Origin of the sequence: Streptomyces sp. IBSBF 2435 (genome assembly GCF_036815005.1) — a bacterium.
Lineage (GTDB): Bacteria > Actinomycetota > Actinomycetes > Streptomycetales > Streptomycetaceae > Actinacidiphila.
In genome coordinates, this window is sequence record NZ_JAJSYW010000134.1 from 1 (window position 1) to 19,129 (window position 19,129).

A 19,129-nucleotide genomic window follows, 5' to 3' on the forward strand; every position below is an offset into this window, starting at 1 on the left:
AGGTAGGTGCGGGCCGGGGTGGAGAGGGGGGCGGGGAGGTCCAGCAGGGTGGTGAAGCTCGTCACGTCGACCAGGCCGGCCCGGCGGAGCATGGCGGGCCAGTCCTCGACCACGGCGCTGCTGCCGGGCAGCTCGGCCCGCATCGTCGCGAACCAGTCCTCCCCCACCGCGTCCAGCCGGGACTGGAACCCGGGCCGGCCGATGCCGATGTCGCGCGGCAGGAAGCGCATGGGCAGACCTCCCTCGGCCACGGCGAGCACGCCGCCGGGCCGCAGCGCACCGGCGAGGGCGTCGAGCGCGCCCTGCTGGTCGCCGAGGTGGTGCACCGCCTTGCTTGACCAGATCAGGTCGGCGGTGCCGAGCCCGTCGCCGAGGCCGTCGGACAGCTCCGCGAGCCGTACCGCGACCCTGCCGCCGAGGCCGAGCCCGTCCGCGCGGGCCAGCGCGCGGTCGAGCAGCGCCTGCGTACCGTCGACGGCGACCACCTCGGCGTCGCCGAATTCCTCGGCCAGGACGCAGGTCATCACGCCGGGCCCGCTGCCGACGTCGAAGACGCGGCGGACCTCGTGCCGCGGCCCGAGCAGGTCGCGCAGCCGTGCCGCGGTGTCGCGCAGGACCGGGAGTTGCAGCTCACCGGCGGTTTCCAGCTGGTCGGCCAGGACCCCCCAGTCCAGCTCGGTGTTGTGGCCGTGGCCATGATGACCGTGGTGCGTGTCGTGCCCGTCGTGCCCGTGGGCGGATTCGTCAGCGCTCATGCCGGGCAGCCTGCGCCTGTCCGGCGGTAGGCGGCAACTCTTGTTGCCGTTTCCGGGACGGCCCGGTGGAATGCCCGTATGGACATCCCGCCCCACCAAGCCGTGCTCGACGAGGTCGGCCCCCGGCTCAAGCGGCTGCGCGCCAAGCGCAACCTCACCCTGGCCGCGCTCTCCGAGACCACCGGCATCTCCAAGAGCACCCTGTCCCGGCTGGAGTCCGGCCTGCGCCGCCCCAGCCTTGAGCTGCTGCTCCCGCTCGCCGCCGCCTACCGCGTACCACTGGACGACCTGGTCGGCGCGCCGGAGGTGGGCGACCCACGGGTACGGCTGGCCCCGCGCTCGATGCCCAACGGCGGCACCGTCGTACCGCTGTCCCGCGGTCCCGGCCCCCTGCAGGCGTACAAGATGATCGTTCCGGACCGGGGCAGCGAACCCGATCTGCGGACGCACGAGGGGTACGAGTGGCTGTACGTGCTGCACGGCCGGCTGCGGCTCGTCCTGGCCGACCACGACCTGACGCTGGAGGCGGGCGAGGCCGCCGAGTTCGACACCCGGCTGCCGCACTGGTTCAGCGGCGCCGACGGTCAACCTGCCGAGATCCTCAGCCTGTTCGGCAGGCAGGGCGAGCGCATGCACGTCCGCGCCAGGCCGCGCGAGTGACCCGCGGGCGGTGCGCCGGCGGCCGCGTACCCCGGACGGCGCTCCCGTGTGGCCGGACGGCGGGCCGCGGCGTGTAGTGGAAGCCGCGGCCCCGACGAGGCGGGTCGCCGTCCGCCAGCTCGTGGCGGCCGGAGCCGAGGATCCGAGGAGTCGCCGTGAGGCACCACGTCAGAGTCATCGCCGCCGCGGGCACGGTGCTCGCCGCCGCGGCGACCGCCTGTTCCGGCAGCAGCACCGGCTCGTCCGCCGCCGTTACGGCGCCCGCCGCGACCAGCAGGTCGGTCGCGCTGGAGGACGCCGCCAAGGCCGCTCCCGCGACGGTCACGACCAAGTCGGTACCGCTGGGCAAGGTCCTCGTCAACGACAAGAACCTCACGCTCTACCTCTTCCAGGCCGACAAGACCTCGAAGTCCACCTGCACGGGCGCCTGCGCCACGGCGTGGCCGCCGCTGGTCGTGACGGGCAAGCCGACCGCGTCCGGCGGGGTCCAGAGCAAGCTGCTCTCCACGGGCAAGCGCTCGGACGGCAGCGCACAGGTGACGTACAAGGGCCACCCGCTCTACCGGTTCGCCGGCGACACCAAGCCCGGCGACGTCAACGGCCAGGGCCTGAACAACTTCGGCGCCAAGTGGTACGTGCTGGGGACGGACGGCAAGCAGATCACCTCCACGTCGTCATCGTCGTCGAGTTCCGGGGGCGGCGGGTACTGAGCCGCGCCCCGCCCGCCGCCTCGGAGCCGCGCCGGCCCTCGGCGGAGCCGCTACCGGCGGACGCGGATCAGCGCGGTGCCCTGGTCCAGGTCGACCTTCGAGCGGGGCGGGGCGCCGTCGCCCTGGTCGTCGCGCAGCATGAGCGTGGTCTTCCGCTGGTCCAGTTCGTTCTGCTTGCCCGGCGAGAAGCTGGCGTGCAGCTGCTCGAAGCCGGTTGCCGAGATCTGGCCCTGCCGCCCGGCCCCGCGCCACGGCAGGACGCGGGCGCGGCCGAGCCGCAGCAGCACCTGGTCGACGAACGCCACCGCCGACAGCAGGATGACCAGTCCCGGCAGCGTCATGAAGACGATGAACTGCATCGGATCCCTCCCTTCGACCGCGGCGACGGGTGCCCCTGTCGCCCTCGGTCGCACGTAAGTCCCCTCTCGTAGTCTGATCCGGTCATCGATCGGACACAACGGGGGCCCGGGTACGGGCGGGGTGCGTACGGCGGTCGTGGGCGGCCGGCCGAAACGACCCCGCCCGGGGCGCCCCGGGCCGGCCCTCGCGGGTCGGCCGGGACACCCCGGGCGGGTCGTGGCACTGCTCGGACCAGGTCAGACCAGGTCGGGCCAGGTCAGACCAGGTCGAAGCGGTCCAGGTCCATGACCTTGACCCAGGCCGCGACGAAGTCGCGGACGAACTTCTCCTTCGCGTCGTCGCTCGCGTAGACCTCCGCGACGGCGCGCAGCTCGGAGTTGGAGCCGAAGACCAGGTCGGCGCGGGTGCCGGTCCACTTGACCTCGCCGGTGGCCGCGTCGCGGGCCTCGAAGGAGGCACCGTCCCCGGCCGTCGGCTGCCACGTGGTGCCCAGGTCGAGCAGGTTGACGAAGAAGTCGTTCGTCAGCACGCCCGGGGTCGCGGTGAGGACGCCGTGCTTCGACTGCTGGTGGTTGGCACCCAGCACGCGCAGGCCGCCGACCAGGACGGTCGCCTCGGGGGCGCTCAGGGTCAGCAGGTTCGCCCGGTCGAGCAGCAGGTACTCGGCCGGCAGGCGGGTGCCCTTGCCGACGTAGTTGCGGAAGCCGTCCGCGGCCGGCTCCAGCGCGGCGAAGGACTCGACGTCGGTCTGCTCCTGCGACGCGTCGGTGCGGCCCGGGGTGAAGGGCACCTCGACGGTGAAGCCCGCGTCCTTGGCGGCCTTCTCGACGGCGGCGCCGCCGGCCAGCACGATCAGGTCGGCGAGGGAGACCTGCTTGCCGCCGGTCTGGGCGGAGTTGAAGCCCTCCTGGATGCTCTCCAGGGCGCGCAGCACGGTGGGCAGCTCGTCGGGTCCGTTGACCTCCCAGCCCTTCTGCGGCTCAAGGCGGATGCGGGCGCCGTTGGCGCCGCCGCGCTTGTCGCTGCCGCGGAAGGTCGAGGCCGAGGCCCACGCGGTGGAGACCAGCTGGGACACCGACAGGCCGGAGGCGAGGATCCGCTCCTTGAGGCCGCTGATGTCGGCCGCGTCGACCAGCTCGTGCGTCACCGCGGGGACCGGGTCCTGCCACACCAGCGTCTCGGACGGGACCTCGGGGCCGAGGTAGCGCACGACGGGGCCCATGTCGCGGTGGGTCAGCTTGAACCACGCGCGGGCGAAGGCGTCCGCGAATTCCGCGGGGTTCTCCAGGAAGCGGCGCGAGATCTGCTCGTAGGACGGGTCGACGCGCAGCGCGAGGTCGGTCGTCAGCATCGTCGGCGCGTGGGTCTTCGCCGCGTCGTGCGCGTCGGGTACGGAGCCGGCTCCGGCGCCGTCCTTCGGCTTCCACTGGTGGGCGCCCGCCGGGCTCTTGGACAGCTCCCACTCGTAGCCGAACAGGATCTCGAAGAAGCTGTTGTCCCAGGTGGTCGGGGTGTTGGTCCAGGCGCCCTCGAGGCCGCTGGTGATGGTGTCGCCGCCCTTGCCCGTACCGTACGCGTTGCTCCAGCCGAGGCCCTGGGCCTCCAGCGGGGCGGCCTCGGGGTCGGCGCCGACGTTGTCGGCCGGGCCGGCGCCGTGGGTCTTGCCGAAGGTGTGGCCGCCCGCGATCAGGGCGACGGTCTCCTCGTCGTTCATCGCCATCCGGCGGAAGGTCTCACGGATGTCGCGGGCCGAGGCCAGCGGGTCCGGGTTGCCGTTGGGGCCTTCGGGGTTGACGTAGATCAGGCCCATCTGGACCGCGCCGAGCGGGCTTTCCAGCTCGCGGTCGCCGGTGTAGCGCTCGTCGCCGAGCCAGGTGGTCTCGGGACCCCAGTAGACGTCCTCCTCGGGCTCCCAGACGTCGGCGCGCCCGCCGCCGAAGCCGAAGGTCTCGAAGCCCATCGTCTCCAGAGCGACGTTGCCGGCGAGCACCAGCAGGTCGGCCCAGGACAGGCTCTGCCCGTACTTCTTCTTGACCGGCCACAGCAGGCGGCGGGCCTTGTCGAGGTTCGCGTTGTCGGGCCAGCTGTTGAGCGGTGCGAAGCGCTGCTGCCCGGCGCCGGCGCCGCCGCGGCCGTCGCTGATCCGGTACGTGCCCGCGCTGTGCCACGCCATGCGGATGATGAACGGGCCGTAGTGCCCGTAGTCGGCCGGCCACCAGTCCTGCGAGGTGGTCAGCACCTCGGCGATGTCCTGCTTCACGGCCGGCAGGTCGAGGCTCCTGAAGGCCTCGGCGTAGTCGAACTCCTCGCCGAGCGGGTTGGACACCGCGGGGTTCTTGGCAAGGATCTTGAGGTTGAGCCGCTCCGGCCACCACGCCCGGTTGCCCTCGCCCCGCGTCGGATGCGGGGCGCGCGTGTGCGCGACCGGGCAGCCCCCCGTGCTCTCCGCGCCCTCCGTCTTCGCGTCTACGACGATTGCGTCATGGTTCTCAGTCATGGAAATCCTTCCGGACCAGGCGGATCACGGGCTCGGGCACTGCGGGGCGGCGGAACGGCCGGGCGCAGGACGAGCGGAGCGGCACCCGCAGGTCGGCGCCGCGCGCGGGCCCGCCGGGGTCTGTCGCCCCGCCGGATCTCCGGTCGTACTGGTGTCGTCCTGTCCCTTGGCTACCGCCGGAACCGATCCTACAATGGACACAGTCCAAGTCAAGAAGCACCCCAATCACGTACCCTATCGAAAAACGGACGTCCGCTGATAAAGTTCGGGTATCCCGCGAACCGAACAGGTGACAGGTGAACCGATATGAGTGACCTGCTGGAACGACTGCGAGGGCGCGGCTGGCGGATGACCTCCCAGCGACGCGTCGTCGCGCAGGTCCTCGACGGCGACCACGTCCACCTCACGGCCGACGAGGTGCACGCGCGCGCCGCCCAGCAGCTGCCCGAGATCTCCCGGGCCACCGTCTACAACACGCTGGGCGAGCTGGTCTCGCTCGGCGAGGTCGTCGAGGTGTCCACCGACGGCCGCGCCCGGCGCTACGACCCGAACGCGCACCACCCGCACCAGCACCTGGTCTGCTCCTCCTGCGGCACCGTCCGCGACGTCCACCCCACCCGGGACCCGCTGTCCGACCTGCCCGCGGCGGAACGCTTCGGCTTCACGGTCTCCGCGGCCGAGGTCACCTACCGCGGGCTGTGCCCGTCCTGCGCACAGGCCCCGGCCGAGGCGTAGCCCCGAGGCCCGGCCCACGGTCCTTCCCGGGGCACGGCCCAACCGCCGGAAATCGGACTGGCGTGCGACGGGTGAATCCGACCGGTTCACGGGGTGCCCGCGGCCGGGGACCGGCACGCTGCACAGCAGGACACCGGGGGCGCGAGGGTGTGCGTCGGAGAGGGGCCGTGCTGTGACAGCCCGGGGAGCACCTGTGGCAGTGGGCGGGGACAGCGGCGACTCGGCGGGACCGCCTGCGTTACGCCGGCCGCGCCGCCCGGCCGGTGCGGAACCGCGGCGGGATGTGCCGCGGCACGTCGCGTGCGTGATGGACGGCAACGGCCGCTGGGCGCAACAGCGTTCGCTGCCGCGCACATCGGGCCACCGGGCGGCGGAGACGACGGTGATCGACGTGATCGAGGCGGCGCGCACCGCCGGGGTGAAGTGGCTGAGCCTGTACGCCTTCTCCACCGAGAACTGGCGGCGCCCGAGCGACGAGATCGACTTCCTCATGCACCTGGTGCGCCGGGTGGTGCGCAAGCACGCCCCGCTGCTGCACGCGCGCGGCATCCGCTGCCGCTTCCTCGGCGTGGCGGACCCGAGGATCCCCGCGCCGCTGGCCCGGGACTTCGCCGACCTGATGACGCTGACCGACGCGAACCGGGGCATGACGCTGACCGTGGCCTTCGACCACGGCGGACGGCAGGACATCGTCGAGGCGGCCAGGTCGCTGATCCGCAGCGGGACGGCCGCAGACGACGTGGACGAGCGGCACTTCGCCGCCCATCTCCCCTTCCCCGACACACCCGATGTGGACCTCGTCATCAGGACCTCGGGCGAGCAGCGCATCTCCAACTTCATGCTCTGGCAGGTGGCCTACGCCGAGTGGGTCTTCCCGCCGGTCCTCTGGCCGGACTTCCGCGGACCGCACTTCCTGGAGTGCCTGCACACCTACCAGCAACGCGATCGCCGCTTCGGCGGCGTGCCGCCGCACGCGAACGGAGACCGACACCCGTGACGGACACCGGCAGCAGCACCCGTACGCCCGAAGAACCGCCCGGGTCCCCCTTCGGACCCGACTCGCAGTTCCACCGGTTCTTCAACGATCCGCGCTGGGCGCTGGCCGTGGTCAGAGCCACGGTGCTGGAGGCCGCCCACCCGCAGATCGGCGCGGCCCTGATCGACAACTCGACCTTCGTCACGCACCCGTGGCGCCGGCTGCGCAACACCCTGGTGAGCCTCCAGCGCATGTTCGGCACCGACGACGACGTCCGGCGGCGGGAGGCGGCCCGGCTCAACCGCATGCACGCGCGGCTGAGCGGCACCGATGAGCGGAGCCGGCCCTACGACGCGATGGACCCCGAGGTCCGCGCGTGGGTGGTCGCGACGCTCTTCGAGAGCTCCGTCACGATGTGCCGGCTCAGCGGTCAGCCGCTCGAACCGGCGGCCATGGAGCAGCTGTACGCCGAGTTCCGGGCGTTCCTGGTCGTGTTGGGCGACCAGGCCGGTCATCTGCCGCCGACGGTGCAGGAGTTCTGGCCGTACTACGACCGTGTGGTGGCGCAGGAGCTGGAGAACACCGAGGCGCTGCGCATCATCCTCTACCGGCTCTTCGACCATCTGCCCGCGCCGCCCCTGCTCGGCGGCCTGCCGACGGTGTGGGCGGCGGGGCGGGCCCTCGCAGGGCCGGCCATCGGCGCGATCACCGTGGCCTCGCTGCCCGAGCCCTTCCGGCGGCGGGCGGGGCTGCCCGAGATCCCCGGTGCGCAGACGCTGATGCAGAGCGCGTACATGGCCGCGGGCCTGGCCCGCTTCCTGCCCGAGGGCTGGCTGCAGACCGACTACCTCACCAACCTGATGTCGCTGTCCGAGGACAGCGACGACCCCCGGTACGCGACCGTCACCGCGCTGCGCGCCCGTATGAAGCGGGCCGGTGCCTTCGTACGGCTGGTCGCGCCCCTCGCCGCGCAGCGCGGCCCCGCCGGGGCGGCCGAACCGCGGCGCAGCGCCGACCAGTTCTTCGCCGAGGTGCTGGACCAGACCGGGGACGGCTTCCTGGACTGGCCCGATCTCGCAGCCATGGCAAGGGAGTCGGCCTCCCGGCTCGATCTGGACGAGCCGGCCGAGACCAGGCTCTACACCGCCTACGCCGACTGGTGGCGGGAACTCCAGACGGCCCTCGACGCCGACGGGGACGGCCGGGTCAGCAGGGAGGAATACGCCGCCGCCGTGCCCTCGCTCGCGGGTCCCGCGCTGATCAGGGTCGCGGAAGTGCTCTTCGACGTCACCGACGCGGACGGCGACCAGTTCATCGACGCGGGCGAATACCGGGCGCTCTTCCGGACCGGCTTCGGGCGCACGGTCGCGGGCGCCGAGGCGCGCTGCTCCCGCAGCGCGTTCGTGAAGGACTTCCTGTCCTTCATGGCGGGCCGCCGCTATTCGACGGCGTACGACCCGCTGCTCACCGACGCGTAGGCCGAGCGGGCTTCGGCAGGGCGCAAGCCCGTGGGCTCCGGTAGGCCGCGGGCCGGCGGGCTCGGTAGGACGTGAAACGACCTGCGGGCTACGGCAGGGCGCAGGCCGACAGACGCCGACAGACGCCGGCAGGGCGTGAGCGGGCCGCGGTATCGGGTCGGGCAGCAGACTCGGGCCGGGCGTGGCGCCGCCCGGCTCGTCTCAACTCGTCTTCGGTGCCTCCGGGTCGGGAATCGTGGTGGGCAGCCGGTCGTCCGCCGGCGGAAGGCACCGAGACGGGAGACCTGGCATGCCCCGACGCAGACTGAGCCGTCGTGAATGGCTGACCCTGGTGGGAATCACGGTGGGCAGCGTCGTTTCCGCCGTCGCGGGAACGGCCACCAGCGCTGCGCTGCGGATGCTGCGGCCGTGAGCCGGCGGACGCGCGCCGCCGCATGTGCCCTGGACGCGCGGCGGTCACGGTTGTGGGACGGGTCGTCCCGTATCGCGCCCCCGCGCCGCGCCGATGCGCAAGGATGCTGCGAATGACCAGCCACAGGAGCGGCCCGCGGCACGGGGGCCAGCGGCAGGGCAGCCAGCGGCGCATCCCGCGGCCGCACGGCGTGGCGCCCGCCGCGCTGCGGGAGCTGAAGGACTGCGTCTACCGCCTCTACGCCGAGGCGGGGACCCCGCCGGTGGCGCACATCGCGAGCGAGATCGAGAAGGACGACTCCTTCCGCGGCAGCCCCTCCAAGGACACCGTCCACCGGATCATCGGCTCTCCCGACCTGCTGGCGGGGCAGGAGGACGTCGTCGCCGTCGCCGTGCTGCTGGCCCGCGAGGCCGGCCTGGACACCCGCGAGGTGGGCGAGCGGGTCAGGCGCCTGTGGGTCGACGCGCAGCTCGCCGAGCATCTGGGCACCCCGGTGCGGGACCTGGACCCGCTCGCCCTCGAGGTGCACCAGGCCATCAGCGTGCCGGGGCAGGAGACGCTGCCGGAGCTGCCGCTGTACGTCGAACGGGACCACGACGCCGCGCTGAGCGAGGTGGTGAGCCGGGCGGCGGCCGGCGAGAGCGTGCTCGCGACCCTGGTCGGCGAGTCCTCGACGGGGAAGACCAGGTCCTGCTGGGAGGCGCTGCGCGGGCTCCCCGAGGGCTGGCGGGTCTGGCACCCGTTCGACCCGACCCGGCCCGAGGCTGCGCTCGTCCACCTCGCCGAGGTCGGCCCGCGCACCGTGATCTGGCTCAACGAGGCCCAGCACTACCTGCTCGCCCCCGACCCGAGGGTCGCGGAGCGCGTCACCTCCGCCCTGCGCACCGCCCTCACCGAACCGCGCCGCGGCCCGGTGCTGGTCCTGGCCACCGTCTGGCCGCGCTATTGGGACCCGCTGACGACCCCGCCGGCCCCGGGCGCCGAGGACCGGTACGAGCAGCAGCGCACCCTGCTCACCGACCTGGGCCGGCGCATACCGGTGCCCAAGGCCTTTACCGAGCGTGACCTGCACCAGGCCGAGCGGAAGGCCGCCGCCGACCCGCGGCTGGCCAGCGCGCTGAAAGGGGCGAGCGACGGCGAGATCACGCAGTTCCTGGCCGGGGTGCCCGAACTGCTGAGCCGCTACGCGTGCGCGCCGCACCAGGCGAAGGCGCTGATCCACGCCGCCATGGACTTCCGGCGGCTCGGCCACGGACCTGCGCTGCCCCGCACGCTGCTGGCGCAGGCCGCCGAGGGCTATCTGGCCGACCACGAGCTCGTCTGCCTCGACAGCGACTGGCTGGACCGGGCGCTGGCCTTCTGCGGCACGCCCTGCAACGGCGTCCCGGGGCCGCTGACGCCCATCCCGGGCAGGAGCAACGGCACGGGCGGTACGGCCTACCGGCTCGCCGACTACCTCGAACAGCAGGGCCGGGTCGACCGCCGGCTGCTGTGCCCGCCGGTCTCCTTCTGGGAGGCAGCGGCCCGGCACTGCGGCGGCAGCGACGAGTGCGCCGCACTGGCGCGGGCGGCCGGGTCCCGGGGACGGCTGCGGGCCGCCGCGGCCCTCTACCGGAAGGCCTTCGAGGCCGGGAACACCGACGTACGGGCGCCCTTGGCGGAGCTGCTGGAAGGTACCGGACGGCTCGCCGAGGCCAAGGAGCTGTACGAGGCGGAGATGAAGGCCGACGGCTGGGCGCGGTGGGAGCTGATCCGGCTGCGCGAGATGGCCGGGGAGCCGGCCGGGGCGGAGTGGTTGGCCCATCTGGCCGCGGAACAGGGCCTGACCAGCGCGCTGTCCCGGCTGGCCCAGCTGCGGGTGAAGGCGGGCGACACCCTTGGCGCGGAGACCGTGATCCGCAATTCCGCGGCCCGGGGGCAGGTCGGGACCTTCGCCGAGCTGGCCAGGTCGCGGGAGGGCGTGGGGGACCGCGCGGCGGCGGAGCTGGTCGTCTTCTCGGCGCTGGACGCCTCGGGGAGCACCTACGCGCTGTCCGAAGTGGCCCGCATCCGGGAGAGGTCAGGCGACGGCGGGGCGGCCGAGCAGCTGGTGCGGGCGGCGGCGCTGCGCGGCAGGACCCGCCCGGCGATCCTGCTGGCCTGGATGCGGCAGCGGACGGGCACGGACCCGAGCGCGGCGGGCCTGCTGGAGGCGGCCGCCCGCGCGGGCAGCGTGTTCGCGCTGACGGAGCTGGCCCGGCTGCGGAAGAAGGCGGGCGACAGCGCGGCGGCGGAGCGGCTGCTGCACGAGGCCGCGGCCAAGAGCAGCCTGTTCGCGCTGACGGAGCTGGCCCGGCTGCGGGAGAAGGCCGGCGACGCGGACGGAGCGCTGCGGTACTACCGTACGGCGGCCGCCAAGGGCAGCACGGAGGCGCTGGCCCACCTGGCGCTGCTGCGGGAGGGCGCGGGGGCGAGCGAGGAGGCGGAGCGCATGGCCTGCGCCGCCGCCGACGCGGGCAGCACCTTCGCGCTGCTGGAGCTGGTGTGGCTGCGGGAGAAGTCGGAGGACCGCCGCGGCGCGGAACGCCTCGCGGACACCGCTGTGGGCGCCGGCAACACCGGGGCGCTCACCCTGCTCGCCCGGCTGCGGGAGGACGCGGGCGACAGCGCCGGCGCGGAGAGGCTGGTGCTGCGGGCGGCGCGGACGGGTTACCTGCTCGCGCTCGACGACTTCGTGCTGCGGCGGGAGAAGGCCGGCGACGCCGAGGGGGCCGAGCGGATGGCCCTGGCCGGCGGGGACCAGTCGGTGGTCCGGCTGGCCCGGCTGCGCGAGGCGGCAGGGGACCCGGCCGACGCCGAGCGGCTGTACCGGTGCGCCGCCAGCCTGGGCAGCACCGAGGCGCTGCTCAACCTGGCCCGGCTGAGCGAGGAGGCCGGAAGGCCCGAGGCGGCCGAGGAGTTCGCCCGCAGCGCGGCGCAGGCCGGCCAGGCGGAGGCGTTCTCCGAGCTGGCGCACGCCCGCGCCCGCCGCGGGCTGTTCCAGGACGCCGACCGCCTCCACCTGGCCGCCGCCGACGCGGGCCACGGCAAGGCGCTGGCCCACCTGGCGGAGCTGCGTACGTCGTGGGACCCCGTGTGGGCGGACCTGCCGCGCTACGGCCTGCTCGACAACGGGGAGATGGCGCGGCCCTGGTGACGCCGGAGAGGCGGGCGCGAGCGGCCGGTGCTTCGGGCCGCGCCCGGTTCAGTGCCAGTCGCTGATCCGCGTGTCGTGCGGGTCGGGGGCGCCCTCGCCGGTTTCGAGGAGCTGCTTGAGGCTCAGCAGGAAGGCGGCCCACTTGGTGCTGCAGTGGTGCATGAACTCGACCGGCTCACGCCAGCCTTCGTGCGTGAACAGCACGATCGTCCAGTCGCCGTCCTGCCGCAGCTCCCAGCGCACATGGGTGCCGACCCACTCCTCCGGCCCTGCCACCACTTCCCAGCGGACGAGCCGGGGCGCCGGGCCGGTCAGCTCAGGCTGTGCCAATTCCACGGCGCCGACGGGGTCCGTCCGTCGGGCTCGCGGCCGTAGGCGTAACGCGCCCCGTGCTGCGGCCTCATGGACAGGTAGGACCAGAAGTCCCCGCTGTCGGCTGCCCGTTCGGCCATGGCGTCCGCCTGCCGCTGCGTACCGAACTCGGCCACAAGTGCGGCGAGTCGGGCGTAAGTGCCGGGGGCCGTGAGGTCGGCCTCCTGGGCGATACGGGCGGTCAGCGACGCCATCTGCTCCTCGGCTCCCAGCTCGCGCAGCCGCCCGAGGATGTCGGCGAGCCGAGAGTCGATCCCGCGCTGATGGCCCAGATCCATCGCGGCGACGACTCCCCGGGACAGGAAGCGGGCCGTGGCGCCCGGCTGCCCCACCTCGCGGAAGGCCGCCAGCACGTCCCCGACCTCCCACGGGTCGGAGACGGCCACGGCGGCGGCCACCCGCTCGGAATACAGGGCCAGTTGGGCGGTACACCCCTGGGCGTGCAGTTCGAGGAGCAGCGCCCTCGCGGCATCCCACGCCGTCGCGTCCGCCTCCCGTACGGCCCGGTCGGCGACCTCGCGCACGTCCTCGGCGCCCGCCAGATGGCGCAGTTCGGCGAGCAGCCGCGCCGCGCCCTCGGCCCGGACGAGCGAGGTGGCGGCGGCCGGACCGCGGCCGAGCAGCGTGGCGATCTGCTCCTGCGCTCCGGCCTTCCGCAGGACCTCCACGAATTCGGCCACCCCCATGGCGTCGGTCACGGCGACCGAGGCCGCGGGACCACGGGCCAGGAAGGCGCTCACGTCCGCGTCCCCGCCCGCTTCGTCCAGCGCCCGGGCCAGGACGGCGGCCACTCCCGGGTCCTCCAGGACCGTGTGCGCGGCGGCCACCACGGCCACCTCCCGCGCCAGCTCCGTCGCACCGCGCCCGGTGAGCGTACGCAGGCAGGCCGCCGCCCGTTCGGCGTCAGGGAACGCGGCCGGGTCGGCGGCGCTCCGCCTGACGCAGGCGGCCAGCAACGGCTCCGCGCCGGTCCGCTGCGCCACTTCGAGCAGCCAGTCGAGGGTTTCGGTGTCCCCGAGGTCGATCCTCGCGGTGGGCGGCAGGACCGGCAGGCGTTCCGCCAAGGAGTCGGCCAACCGCAACTCCCACGCCATCATGTGGAGGCGGGCCAGCCATGCGGGACCGGCGCCGGCGGCGTACGTCCGCATCCGGTCCAGCAGCGCGGCGGCCTGCTCCGCTGCGCCCACGGCGTGCAGCGCCCGGAGGAGCCACAACGCGTCGTCCGGGTCCTCCAGATCGACGCCGGAGACGAAGTCCCTTTCCGCCACAACCGACAGCGGCTCACCCGGAGCGGCTTCCCCGAGCGTCGTCAGGAGGACGCCGGCGGCGTACGTCCGGTCGAGCGGGAGCCTGGCCAGCAACCCCGGAAGGGTTCGGGCCACCGCTTCGCCGGCGCCCGCATTGAGCAGCATGCCGAAAGCCCAGTAGCTGCCGGCGTCCTCCGCGTGGTGCGCCGCGACGCGGTCGGCGAGGATGCCGACCTGTTCCCGCGCGGACACCTCGCCCAGCCGGGCGAGCAATTGGGCGGCGCCGTGCACATCGGCGACAGGGACCAGGGACGCAGGACTCCGGGCCAGGAGCACCGACACCGCCTGCTCCGCACCGGCCTCGGAGGCGAGGAGCAGCAGGTCCGCCACCGCTTTGGCGCCGTCGAGGCGCACCTCGGCCGCCGCCCGCAGCAGCAGCGGGCCGACCGGAAGGCCGAGATCGCGGTCCTGCATGCGACGGGCGAGGAACCACACCTCGTCGGCCGACTCCAGGCAGGCGTTCTCGACCAGCCACGCCGCCGCGTCCGCCGCCGTCTCCGGGCTGACCTGGCACACCAGGCTCAGCAGGGACGACGCGCCGCCGGCGGACCCCTCCCGTACGGCGCTCCTGAGCAGCTCGGCCGCCCACCGCAGGTGGCCGCGGCTGCGGGCCTCCCCGGCGAGCCGTTCCTTCTCCCCGCGGTCGGCCAGCGCGAGCGCCGCAGCCCAGAACGACTCCGGCGGCAGGACGTACTTGCGCTCCACACGGCCGGTCTGGTCCACATAGCCGGCCAGTACGCACCGGGCCGGCTCCCGCAGCGCCGCACCCGGCACCGGCTCCCGCCGCCGGATGCGGCTGAGCGGGCCGAGGACTCCCCGGCACGGCGCCGAGGTGTAGGCCAGCGCCTCGCCTGCCCAGCCCTCCGGCGCCTCGGCCCACTGGAGGTCCGTGAGATAGCCCGACGCCGCACCGGCCAGGAATTCGGCGGACAGTTCCGCGCCCATCCCGAGCCGGCAGGCGTCCATGGCCGCGTGGATCATCGCCCGTGCGGTGGGCGGAGCCGTACGGTAGCGCGACAGCTGCGCCGGCGCACCGGCCAGATACTGCGCCAACTCCCCGCCGGCGACGTCCTGGACGGCGCGGGCCAGCCGCGGGTCCCGGGTGCCCGCCTCCCGGAAGGCGGCAAGTGCCTCGCCCGTGAAGGTGTCGGGCACATCGATCTCGCACCCGGTGAGCAGCGCCCGGGCGTGGTGGTGCGGGTCCGCCTTCCCGTCCCTCGGCTGCGCGGTCAGCTCGCCCCAATACCGGGGCCACATCGTCCCGATGAGCAGGACCGGCGCCGCCTCGGCCGACCGGAGCAACTCCCGCAGCCGGGCCGCCACCGCTTCGCCGGCGCCCCGCGGGCCCAGATACCGCTGACCCTCGTCCAGCCAGATGACCGTGTGGCCGCGGACCTTGGCAATGCCGTCCAGCAGCGCCCGCGGTTCGCTGGGGCTGATCGGATACCACAGCCGCCAGCGGTCGCCCAGGGCGCTGACCGCCTCCCAACAGGCGCGGGTCTTGCCCGTGGAGGATCCGCCGACCAGCATCACCAGCGCGCTGCCGCCCGCCGTCACCCGCTCGACGACGGCTGCGAGCCGGGCGTCGTGCGGGCGCGGCACGTACACCGGCAGGGCGCTCAGCCCCGGTGTGGGCACCGCCGGTTCGATGGCGCGCTGCACTTCCAGCAGCAGCGGGTCCGCCACGTACTCGCTCACCGGCCGCCCCGGCCGGTCGTCGGCGAGCGCATCCCGCGCCTGGGCCGCCCGTACCGACGCGCCGACCTGCCCCGCCCGCGTGTCGGCCTCGCGGCGGTACGCCTGCCGCCAGACCTCCGTGTCGAGCAGCGGTCGCGGCACGGTGTCCGCGCGGCCCTGCCGCCTCGCCTCCGCGCGGACGAATTCCACGAGCGCGACGACCTTGTCCGCGTCCTTCGGGAAGGCGGCCCCCTTGAGCCACGCCCCCACGGTGGTCGCCGACACTCCCGCCCTGCGGGCGAGGGCGCGGTCGGAGGGCTGGCCCCCCAACTGCTGCTCCCGCATATGCGTGAAGTCGCGCATCAGCGCGAAGTAGCCGGCCGCGTCCACACTCCCCCTGCCCTCTCCCTGACGGTGTCCACCGGCGCGCGGGACCCGGACAGCCGGGGTGGACACCGGACGTGTGCGCAGGTCCCGGACCCGCGCCGGCCGGTTCGCCCGCCATGCTTCCCGGACACCCCGGCCGGACGGCCAGGGTCCCGGCCATGACCCCTGTGCAGATCCTCTCGCTGCTCCTGGCCCTGTCCTGCGCCGCGAACATCGCCGTCATCGCCGGCTTCGCCGGCCGCGCGGCGGGACTCGGACTGTCCGCCTCGCTCATGGCCGCCGGCACCGCCGGCGCCTCGTCCCTGGGCCTCTACTTCGCCGCGCTGGCAGCCTACCGATGAACCCCGCGGCCGGGCGCGGGACCGCGGACCGGCACCGCGCCCCGGCCGTACGTCCTGCGGGCGCCCGCGGGCGGGTCCGGAAAGCGGAAGCCTGATTCCCCCATCCGGCGCCAACTGGCTCTCAAGTCACTTGCCGCACACTGTCGTCGCTCGCAGAAAGGATCATCGCGCAGCGGTTCGCCTCCCGCCCCTCCGGCCTTCGCGCGCCCCACGCGCGGGAGCAGGTCGTACGCGGTCGCGGCGTCCGGTTCGCGGACGTCCTTTCGGCCAACCGGCCGTGCGGCACACCACCGGCGTGCCGCACTCCGTCCTTCCTAGGGGGAATCTCGTGATCAAGCGCAGGTCATTACTGTTGGGCGGTGCGGTCGCGGCGACGAGTGCCGCCAGCGCCACCGGCGCCGGCGTGCTGCTGCTCTCCGCGCCGGCGAGCAGTGCCACGGCGACGGCCGGGATCGACCCGGCGGACATCGCCAAGTACGCGCTGAAGATGCCGGTACCGCCCACCCTGCGTCCCCACGCGGCGTCCGCCACGACGGACTACTACCGCATGACCATGAAGGAAGCCTACAAAGAGGTCATTCCCGGCTTCCAGACCAAGGTCAACACCTTCAACGGGAGCTTCCCCGGCCCGGTGATCAACGCCTGGAGCGGACGCCAGGCGGTCGTGACCCAGACCAACAACCTCACCGTCCCCACCTCGGTCCACCTGCACGGCGCGCACGTGCCGTCGTCGAGCGACGGCGGCCCGATGGACCTGATAGCCACCGGCGGCGGCACCAAGACGTACACGTACCCGAACCAGCAGGCGCACGCCAACCTCTGGTTCCACGACCATGCCCACCACCAGGAGTCCGAGACCGTGTACCGCGGTCTGACGGGCACCTACCTGATCAGGGACAACGCCGAGACGCGGCTCGGCCTCCCGTCGGGGAACCACGACATACCCATCTCGATCCGCGACGCGCGCTTCGACGACGCCGGCCAACTCCTGTTCGAGATGGACGACTTCTTCAACCGCACGGTGATCCTCGCCAACGGGAAGGCGTGGCCGTACTTCGAAGTGGCGGCGCGCAAATACCGCTTCCGGTTCTACAACACCGCCAACCTGCGGTCCTTCCAGCTCGCCCTCGCGGACAGCTCGACGTTCTCGCTGATCGGTACGGACGGCGGGCTGCTGGCCGCCCCGTTCGTCACCCAGTCGGTGTCCATCTCCCCCGGCGAGCGCGCGGACGTCGTGATCGACTTCTCGCGCTACCCGGTCGGCACCGAGCTGGAACTGAAGAACATCATCGCGCAGGCCCCCGGAACCCCGGTCGACGTGACGCAGGTGCTGCAGTTCCGCGTCACCCGCACCGAGCGGGACACCAGCGTGGTCCCCGCGAAGCTGCGCACCCTCCCGGCGCTGCCGACCCCCACCGTCCAGCGCTCCTTCAGCCTCCTCATGGACGAGTCGCAGGCGGAGCCCGCCTACGCGTACATCAACGGCAAGGAGTACGACCCGCAGCGCATCGACACCACGGTCACGTACGGCACCACGGAGGTCTGGACGGTCACCAACTCCAACCAGCGCGTGCCGCACAACTTCCATGTGCACCTGGTGCAGTTCCGGGTGCTGGAGCGCAACGGCGTGGCGGTGACCTCGGGGCCGGAGAGCGGGCTCAAGGACACGGTTCCGCTGGGTCCCGGCGAGACGGTGAAGCTGCAGGCGACCTTCGGCGGCTACCGGGGGGTCTACCTCTACCACTGCCACCTGTTCGACCACGCGTCGATGGGCATGATGGCGCAGATGCAGGTCGTCTGAGTCCGCACCGGCCCCACCGCCCCGCCGCGGGCGGACGGTGGGGCCGCTCGGCGCCGTAGCCGGCGCGGCCCGCCCGTCCGGCGCGTGCACCCGTCAGGCCCGTGCGTCTGCCCGGCCCGCGCGGCCCGCGCGCCCGGTGCGGAGGCAACCCCGGCACCGGGACGTCCGGATCCGGCCGAGCAGGCGTACCGACACGCCAATTTATGGCAGGACCCTGCCAAGTGATCCCCGCTGACCCCATGCTGCATCCGGCGCACATCCCGCGCCGCGATACGGGGGCCACCGCACCCGGGAGTGGAGGCAGCCGCATGAAGGGGAAAAGCCGCGCGAGAGTCCTGCTGACGGCAACCGTCGTCGCCGCCGCGACGGTCTGCGCGGGCACCGCGGACTCCGTGGCGGACTCGCCCGCCGTGGGCTCGGGCACCGGCGTCTACGTCGGAACGGTGCCGCTGACGACGCTGAAGACGGCCGGCACCTATCTGCTCAAGGACCCGACGCGCGGCAACACCGCGACGAAGGACGGCAGCGCGGGGCCGATCATGTCCGACCTCGACAACGTCTGGGGCAACGGGCTGGCCACGAACCGGCAATCGGCGGCGGTGGACGCGCAGTTCACGGCGGCCTCGGTGTGGGACTACTTCAAGTCCACCTTCAACCGGATCGGCGTCAGGAACGACGGCCAGGGCATCCGCAGCGTCGTCCACTACAGCAACAACTACTCCAACGTCTTCTGGGACGACACGTGCGTCTGCGTGAGCTACGGCGACGGGTCCGGGAACGGGCACCCGATCACCGAACTCGACGTCGGCGCACGCGAGATCACCCACGGCGTGACCTCGGCCACCGCCGGCCTGTCCTACACCGGCGAGGCGGGCGCGCTCAACGAGGCGACCTCGGACATCTTCGGGACGATGGTGGAGTTCTACGCGAACATCCCGGCCGACGTGCCCGACTACTTCCTCGGCGAGAAGATCAACTGGAACGGTGACGGCACCCCGCTGCGCTCCATGGACCGCCCCTCCCGCGACGGCGCCTCACCCGACTACTACTCCAAGGCCATTCCCGGCATGGACCCGAGCCTCGCCTCGGGCGTGGCCGACCACTTCTTCTTCCTCCTGGCCGAGGGCAGCGGCCCCCGCACGATCAACGGCATCGCCTACGACAGCCCCACCGCGAACGGCAGCACCCTGACCGGCATCGGCCGCGGCGCCGCAGCGGCCATCTGGTACCGCGCCCTGGCCATCTACCTGACCTCCACCGACACCTACCACGGGGCCCGTCTGGCCACCCTGAACGCCGCCGCCGACCTCTACGGCACCCTGAGCCCCGAGTACGCGGCCACCGCCGCGGCCTGGACGGCGGTCAGCGTCCCCTGACACGTAACCCCGTCGCCGGTACGGATGCATGGTGCTTCAATTGCCCCTGCCGTCGCTCGACGGCACGCTTCCGCCCCGGTCGGGGCGGCGGGCGGGGGGATGTTGAGGTG

General features: G+C 73.4%; 15 protein-coding genes. 10 read left to right on the forward strand and 5 right to left on the reverse strand.

Annotated elements, in window-relative coordinates; all coding sequences use genetic code 11:
• A partial coding sequence (locus tag V7E46_RS23390; RefSeq protein ID WP_333770258.1) for a class I SAM-dependent methyltransferase occupies positions 1–755 on the reverse strand: 755 nt, incomplete at its 3' end.
• Between the two features lie 78 nt (positions 756–833).
• On the opposite strand from V7E46_RS23390, the gene V7E46_RS23395 reads away from it, so the two are divergent.
• Complete coding sequence (locus V7E46_RS23395; protein WP_329177485.1) at positions 834–1,415, forward strand: helix-turn-helix domain-containing protein; 582 nt, start codon at positions 834–836, stop codon at positions 1,413–1,415.
• Between the two features lie 155 nt (positions 1,416–1,570).
• On the forward strand, positions 1,571–2,125 hold the full coding sequence (locus V7E46_RS23400; protein WP_333770259.1) for a COG4315 family predicted lipoprotein: 555 nt from the start codon (positions 1,571–1,573) through the stop codon (positions 2,123–2,125).
• A gap of 50 nt (positions 2,126–2,175) precedes the next feature.
• On the opposite strand, the gene V7E46_RS23405 is transcribed toward V7E46_RS23400, so the two are convergent.
• Together V7E46_RS23405 and katG are read right to left on the reverse strand one after the other, a co-directional pair.
• Positions 2,176–2,484, reverse strand: a complete 309-nt coding sequence (locus tag V7E46_RS23405; RefSeq protein ID WP_329177483.1) for a DUF6191 domain-containing protein — start codon at positions 2,482–2,484, stop codon at positions 2,176–2,178.
• Positions 2,485–2,741: 257 nt separating this feature from the next.
• Complete coding sequence (gene katG, locus V7E46_RS23410; protein ID WP_333770260.1) at positions 2,742–4,982, reverse strand: catalase/peroxidase HPI; 2,241 nt, start codon at positions 4,980–4,982, stop codon at positions 2,742–2,744.
• A 306-nt stretch (positions 4,983–5,288) separates the two neighbouring features.
• Here katG and V7E46_RS23415 point away from each other — a divergent pair, with 306 nt between their 5' ends.
• The 5 genes from V7E46_RS23415 to V7E46_RS23435 all read left to right on the forward strand — a co-directional run bounded on the left by V7E46_RS23415 (position 5,289) and on the right by V7E46_RS23435 (position 11,758).
• Positions 5,289–5,717 carry a Fur family transcriptional regulator gene (locus V7E46_RS23415; protein WP_329177479.1) on the forward strand — a complete coding sequence of 143 codons (429 nt, stop codon included), beginning with the start codon at positions 5,289–5,291 and terminating at the stop codon, positions 5,715–5,717.
• Positions 5,718–6,000: 283 nt separating this feature from the next.
• Positions 6,001–6,714 (forward strand): polyprenyl diphosphate synthase, encoded by a 714-nt coding sequence (gene uppS / locus V7E46_RS23420; RefSeq protein WP_329177477.1) that lies wholly within the window; start codon positions 6,001–6,003, stop codon positions 6,712–6,714.
• Positions 6,711–8,171, forward strand: a complete 1,461-nt coding sequence (locus tag V7E46_RS23425; protein ID WP_333770261.1) for an oxygenase MpaB family protein — start codon at positions 6,711–6,713, stop codon at positions 8,169–8,171. The genes uppS and V7E46_RS23425 overlap by 4 nt, the downstream gene beginning before the upstream one ends.
• Before the next feature lie 289 nt (positions 8,172–8,460).
• Positions 8,461–8,583 carry a hypothetical protein gene (locus tag V7E46_RS23430; protein WP_329177473.1) on the forward strand — a complete coding sequence of 41 codons (123 nt, stop codon included), beginning with the start codon at positions 8,461–8,463 and terminating at the stop codon, positions 8,581–8,583.
• 112 nt (positions 8,584–8,695) lie between these two features.
• Positions 8,696–11,758, forward strand: a complete 3,063-nt coding sequence (locus V7E46_RS23435) for a hypothetical protein (RefSeq protein WP_333770262.1) — start codon at positions 8,696–8,698, stop codon at positions 11,756–11,758.
• Positions 11,759–11,806: 48 nt separating this feature from the next.
• Here the strand turns inward: V7E46_RS23435 and V7E46_RS23440 are convergent, their stop codons facing one another.
• Both V7E46_RS23440 and V7E46_RS23445 read right to left on the reverse strand, forming a co-directional pair.
• On the reverse strand, positions 11,807–12,094 hold the full coding sequence (locus V7E46_RS23440) for an SRPBCC family protein (RefSeq protein WP_333770263.1): 288 nt from the start codon (positions 12,092–12,094) through the stop codon (positions 11,807–11,809).
• The gene (locus V7E46_RS23445; RefSeq protein ID WP_333770264.1) at positions 12,070–15,504 is read right to left on the reverse strand and encodes a hypothetical protein; all 3,435 of its coding nucleotides are present in this window, start codon (positions 15,502–15,504) and stop codon (positions 12,070–12,072) included. Before V7E46_RS23445 ends, V7E46_RS23440 begins: the two co-directional genes overlap by 25 nt.
• Before the next feature lie 155 nt (positions 15,505–15,659).
• On the opposite strand from V7E46_RS23445, the gene V7E46_RS23450 reads away from it, so the two are divergent.
• From V7E46_RS23450 to V7E46_RS23460, 3 genes are all read left to right on the forward strand, one after another.
• Positions 15,660–15,842, forward strand: coding sequence for a hypothetical protein (locus tag V7E46_RS23450; protein WP_329177462.1), 183 nt, complete (start codon positions 15,660–15,662; stop codon positions 15,840–15,842).
• A 328-nt stretch (positions 15,843–16,170) separates the two neighbouring features.
• Entirely contained in the window at positions 16,171–17,643 is a 1,473-nt protein-coding gene (locus V7E46_RS23455) for a multicopper oxidase family protein (protein WP_333770265.1), read from the forward strand.
• Positions 17,644–17,951: 308 nt separating this feature from the next.
• A complete protein-coding gene (locus V7E46_RS23460) occupies positions 17,952–19,019 on the forward strand; it encodes a M4 family metallopeptidase (protein ID WP_333770266.1) in 1,068 nt (355 codons plus the stop codon).
• Positions 19,020–19,129: the final 110 nt, after the last annotated feature.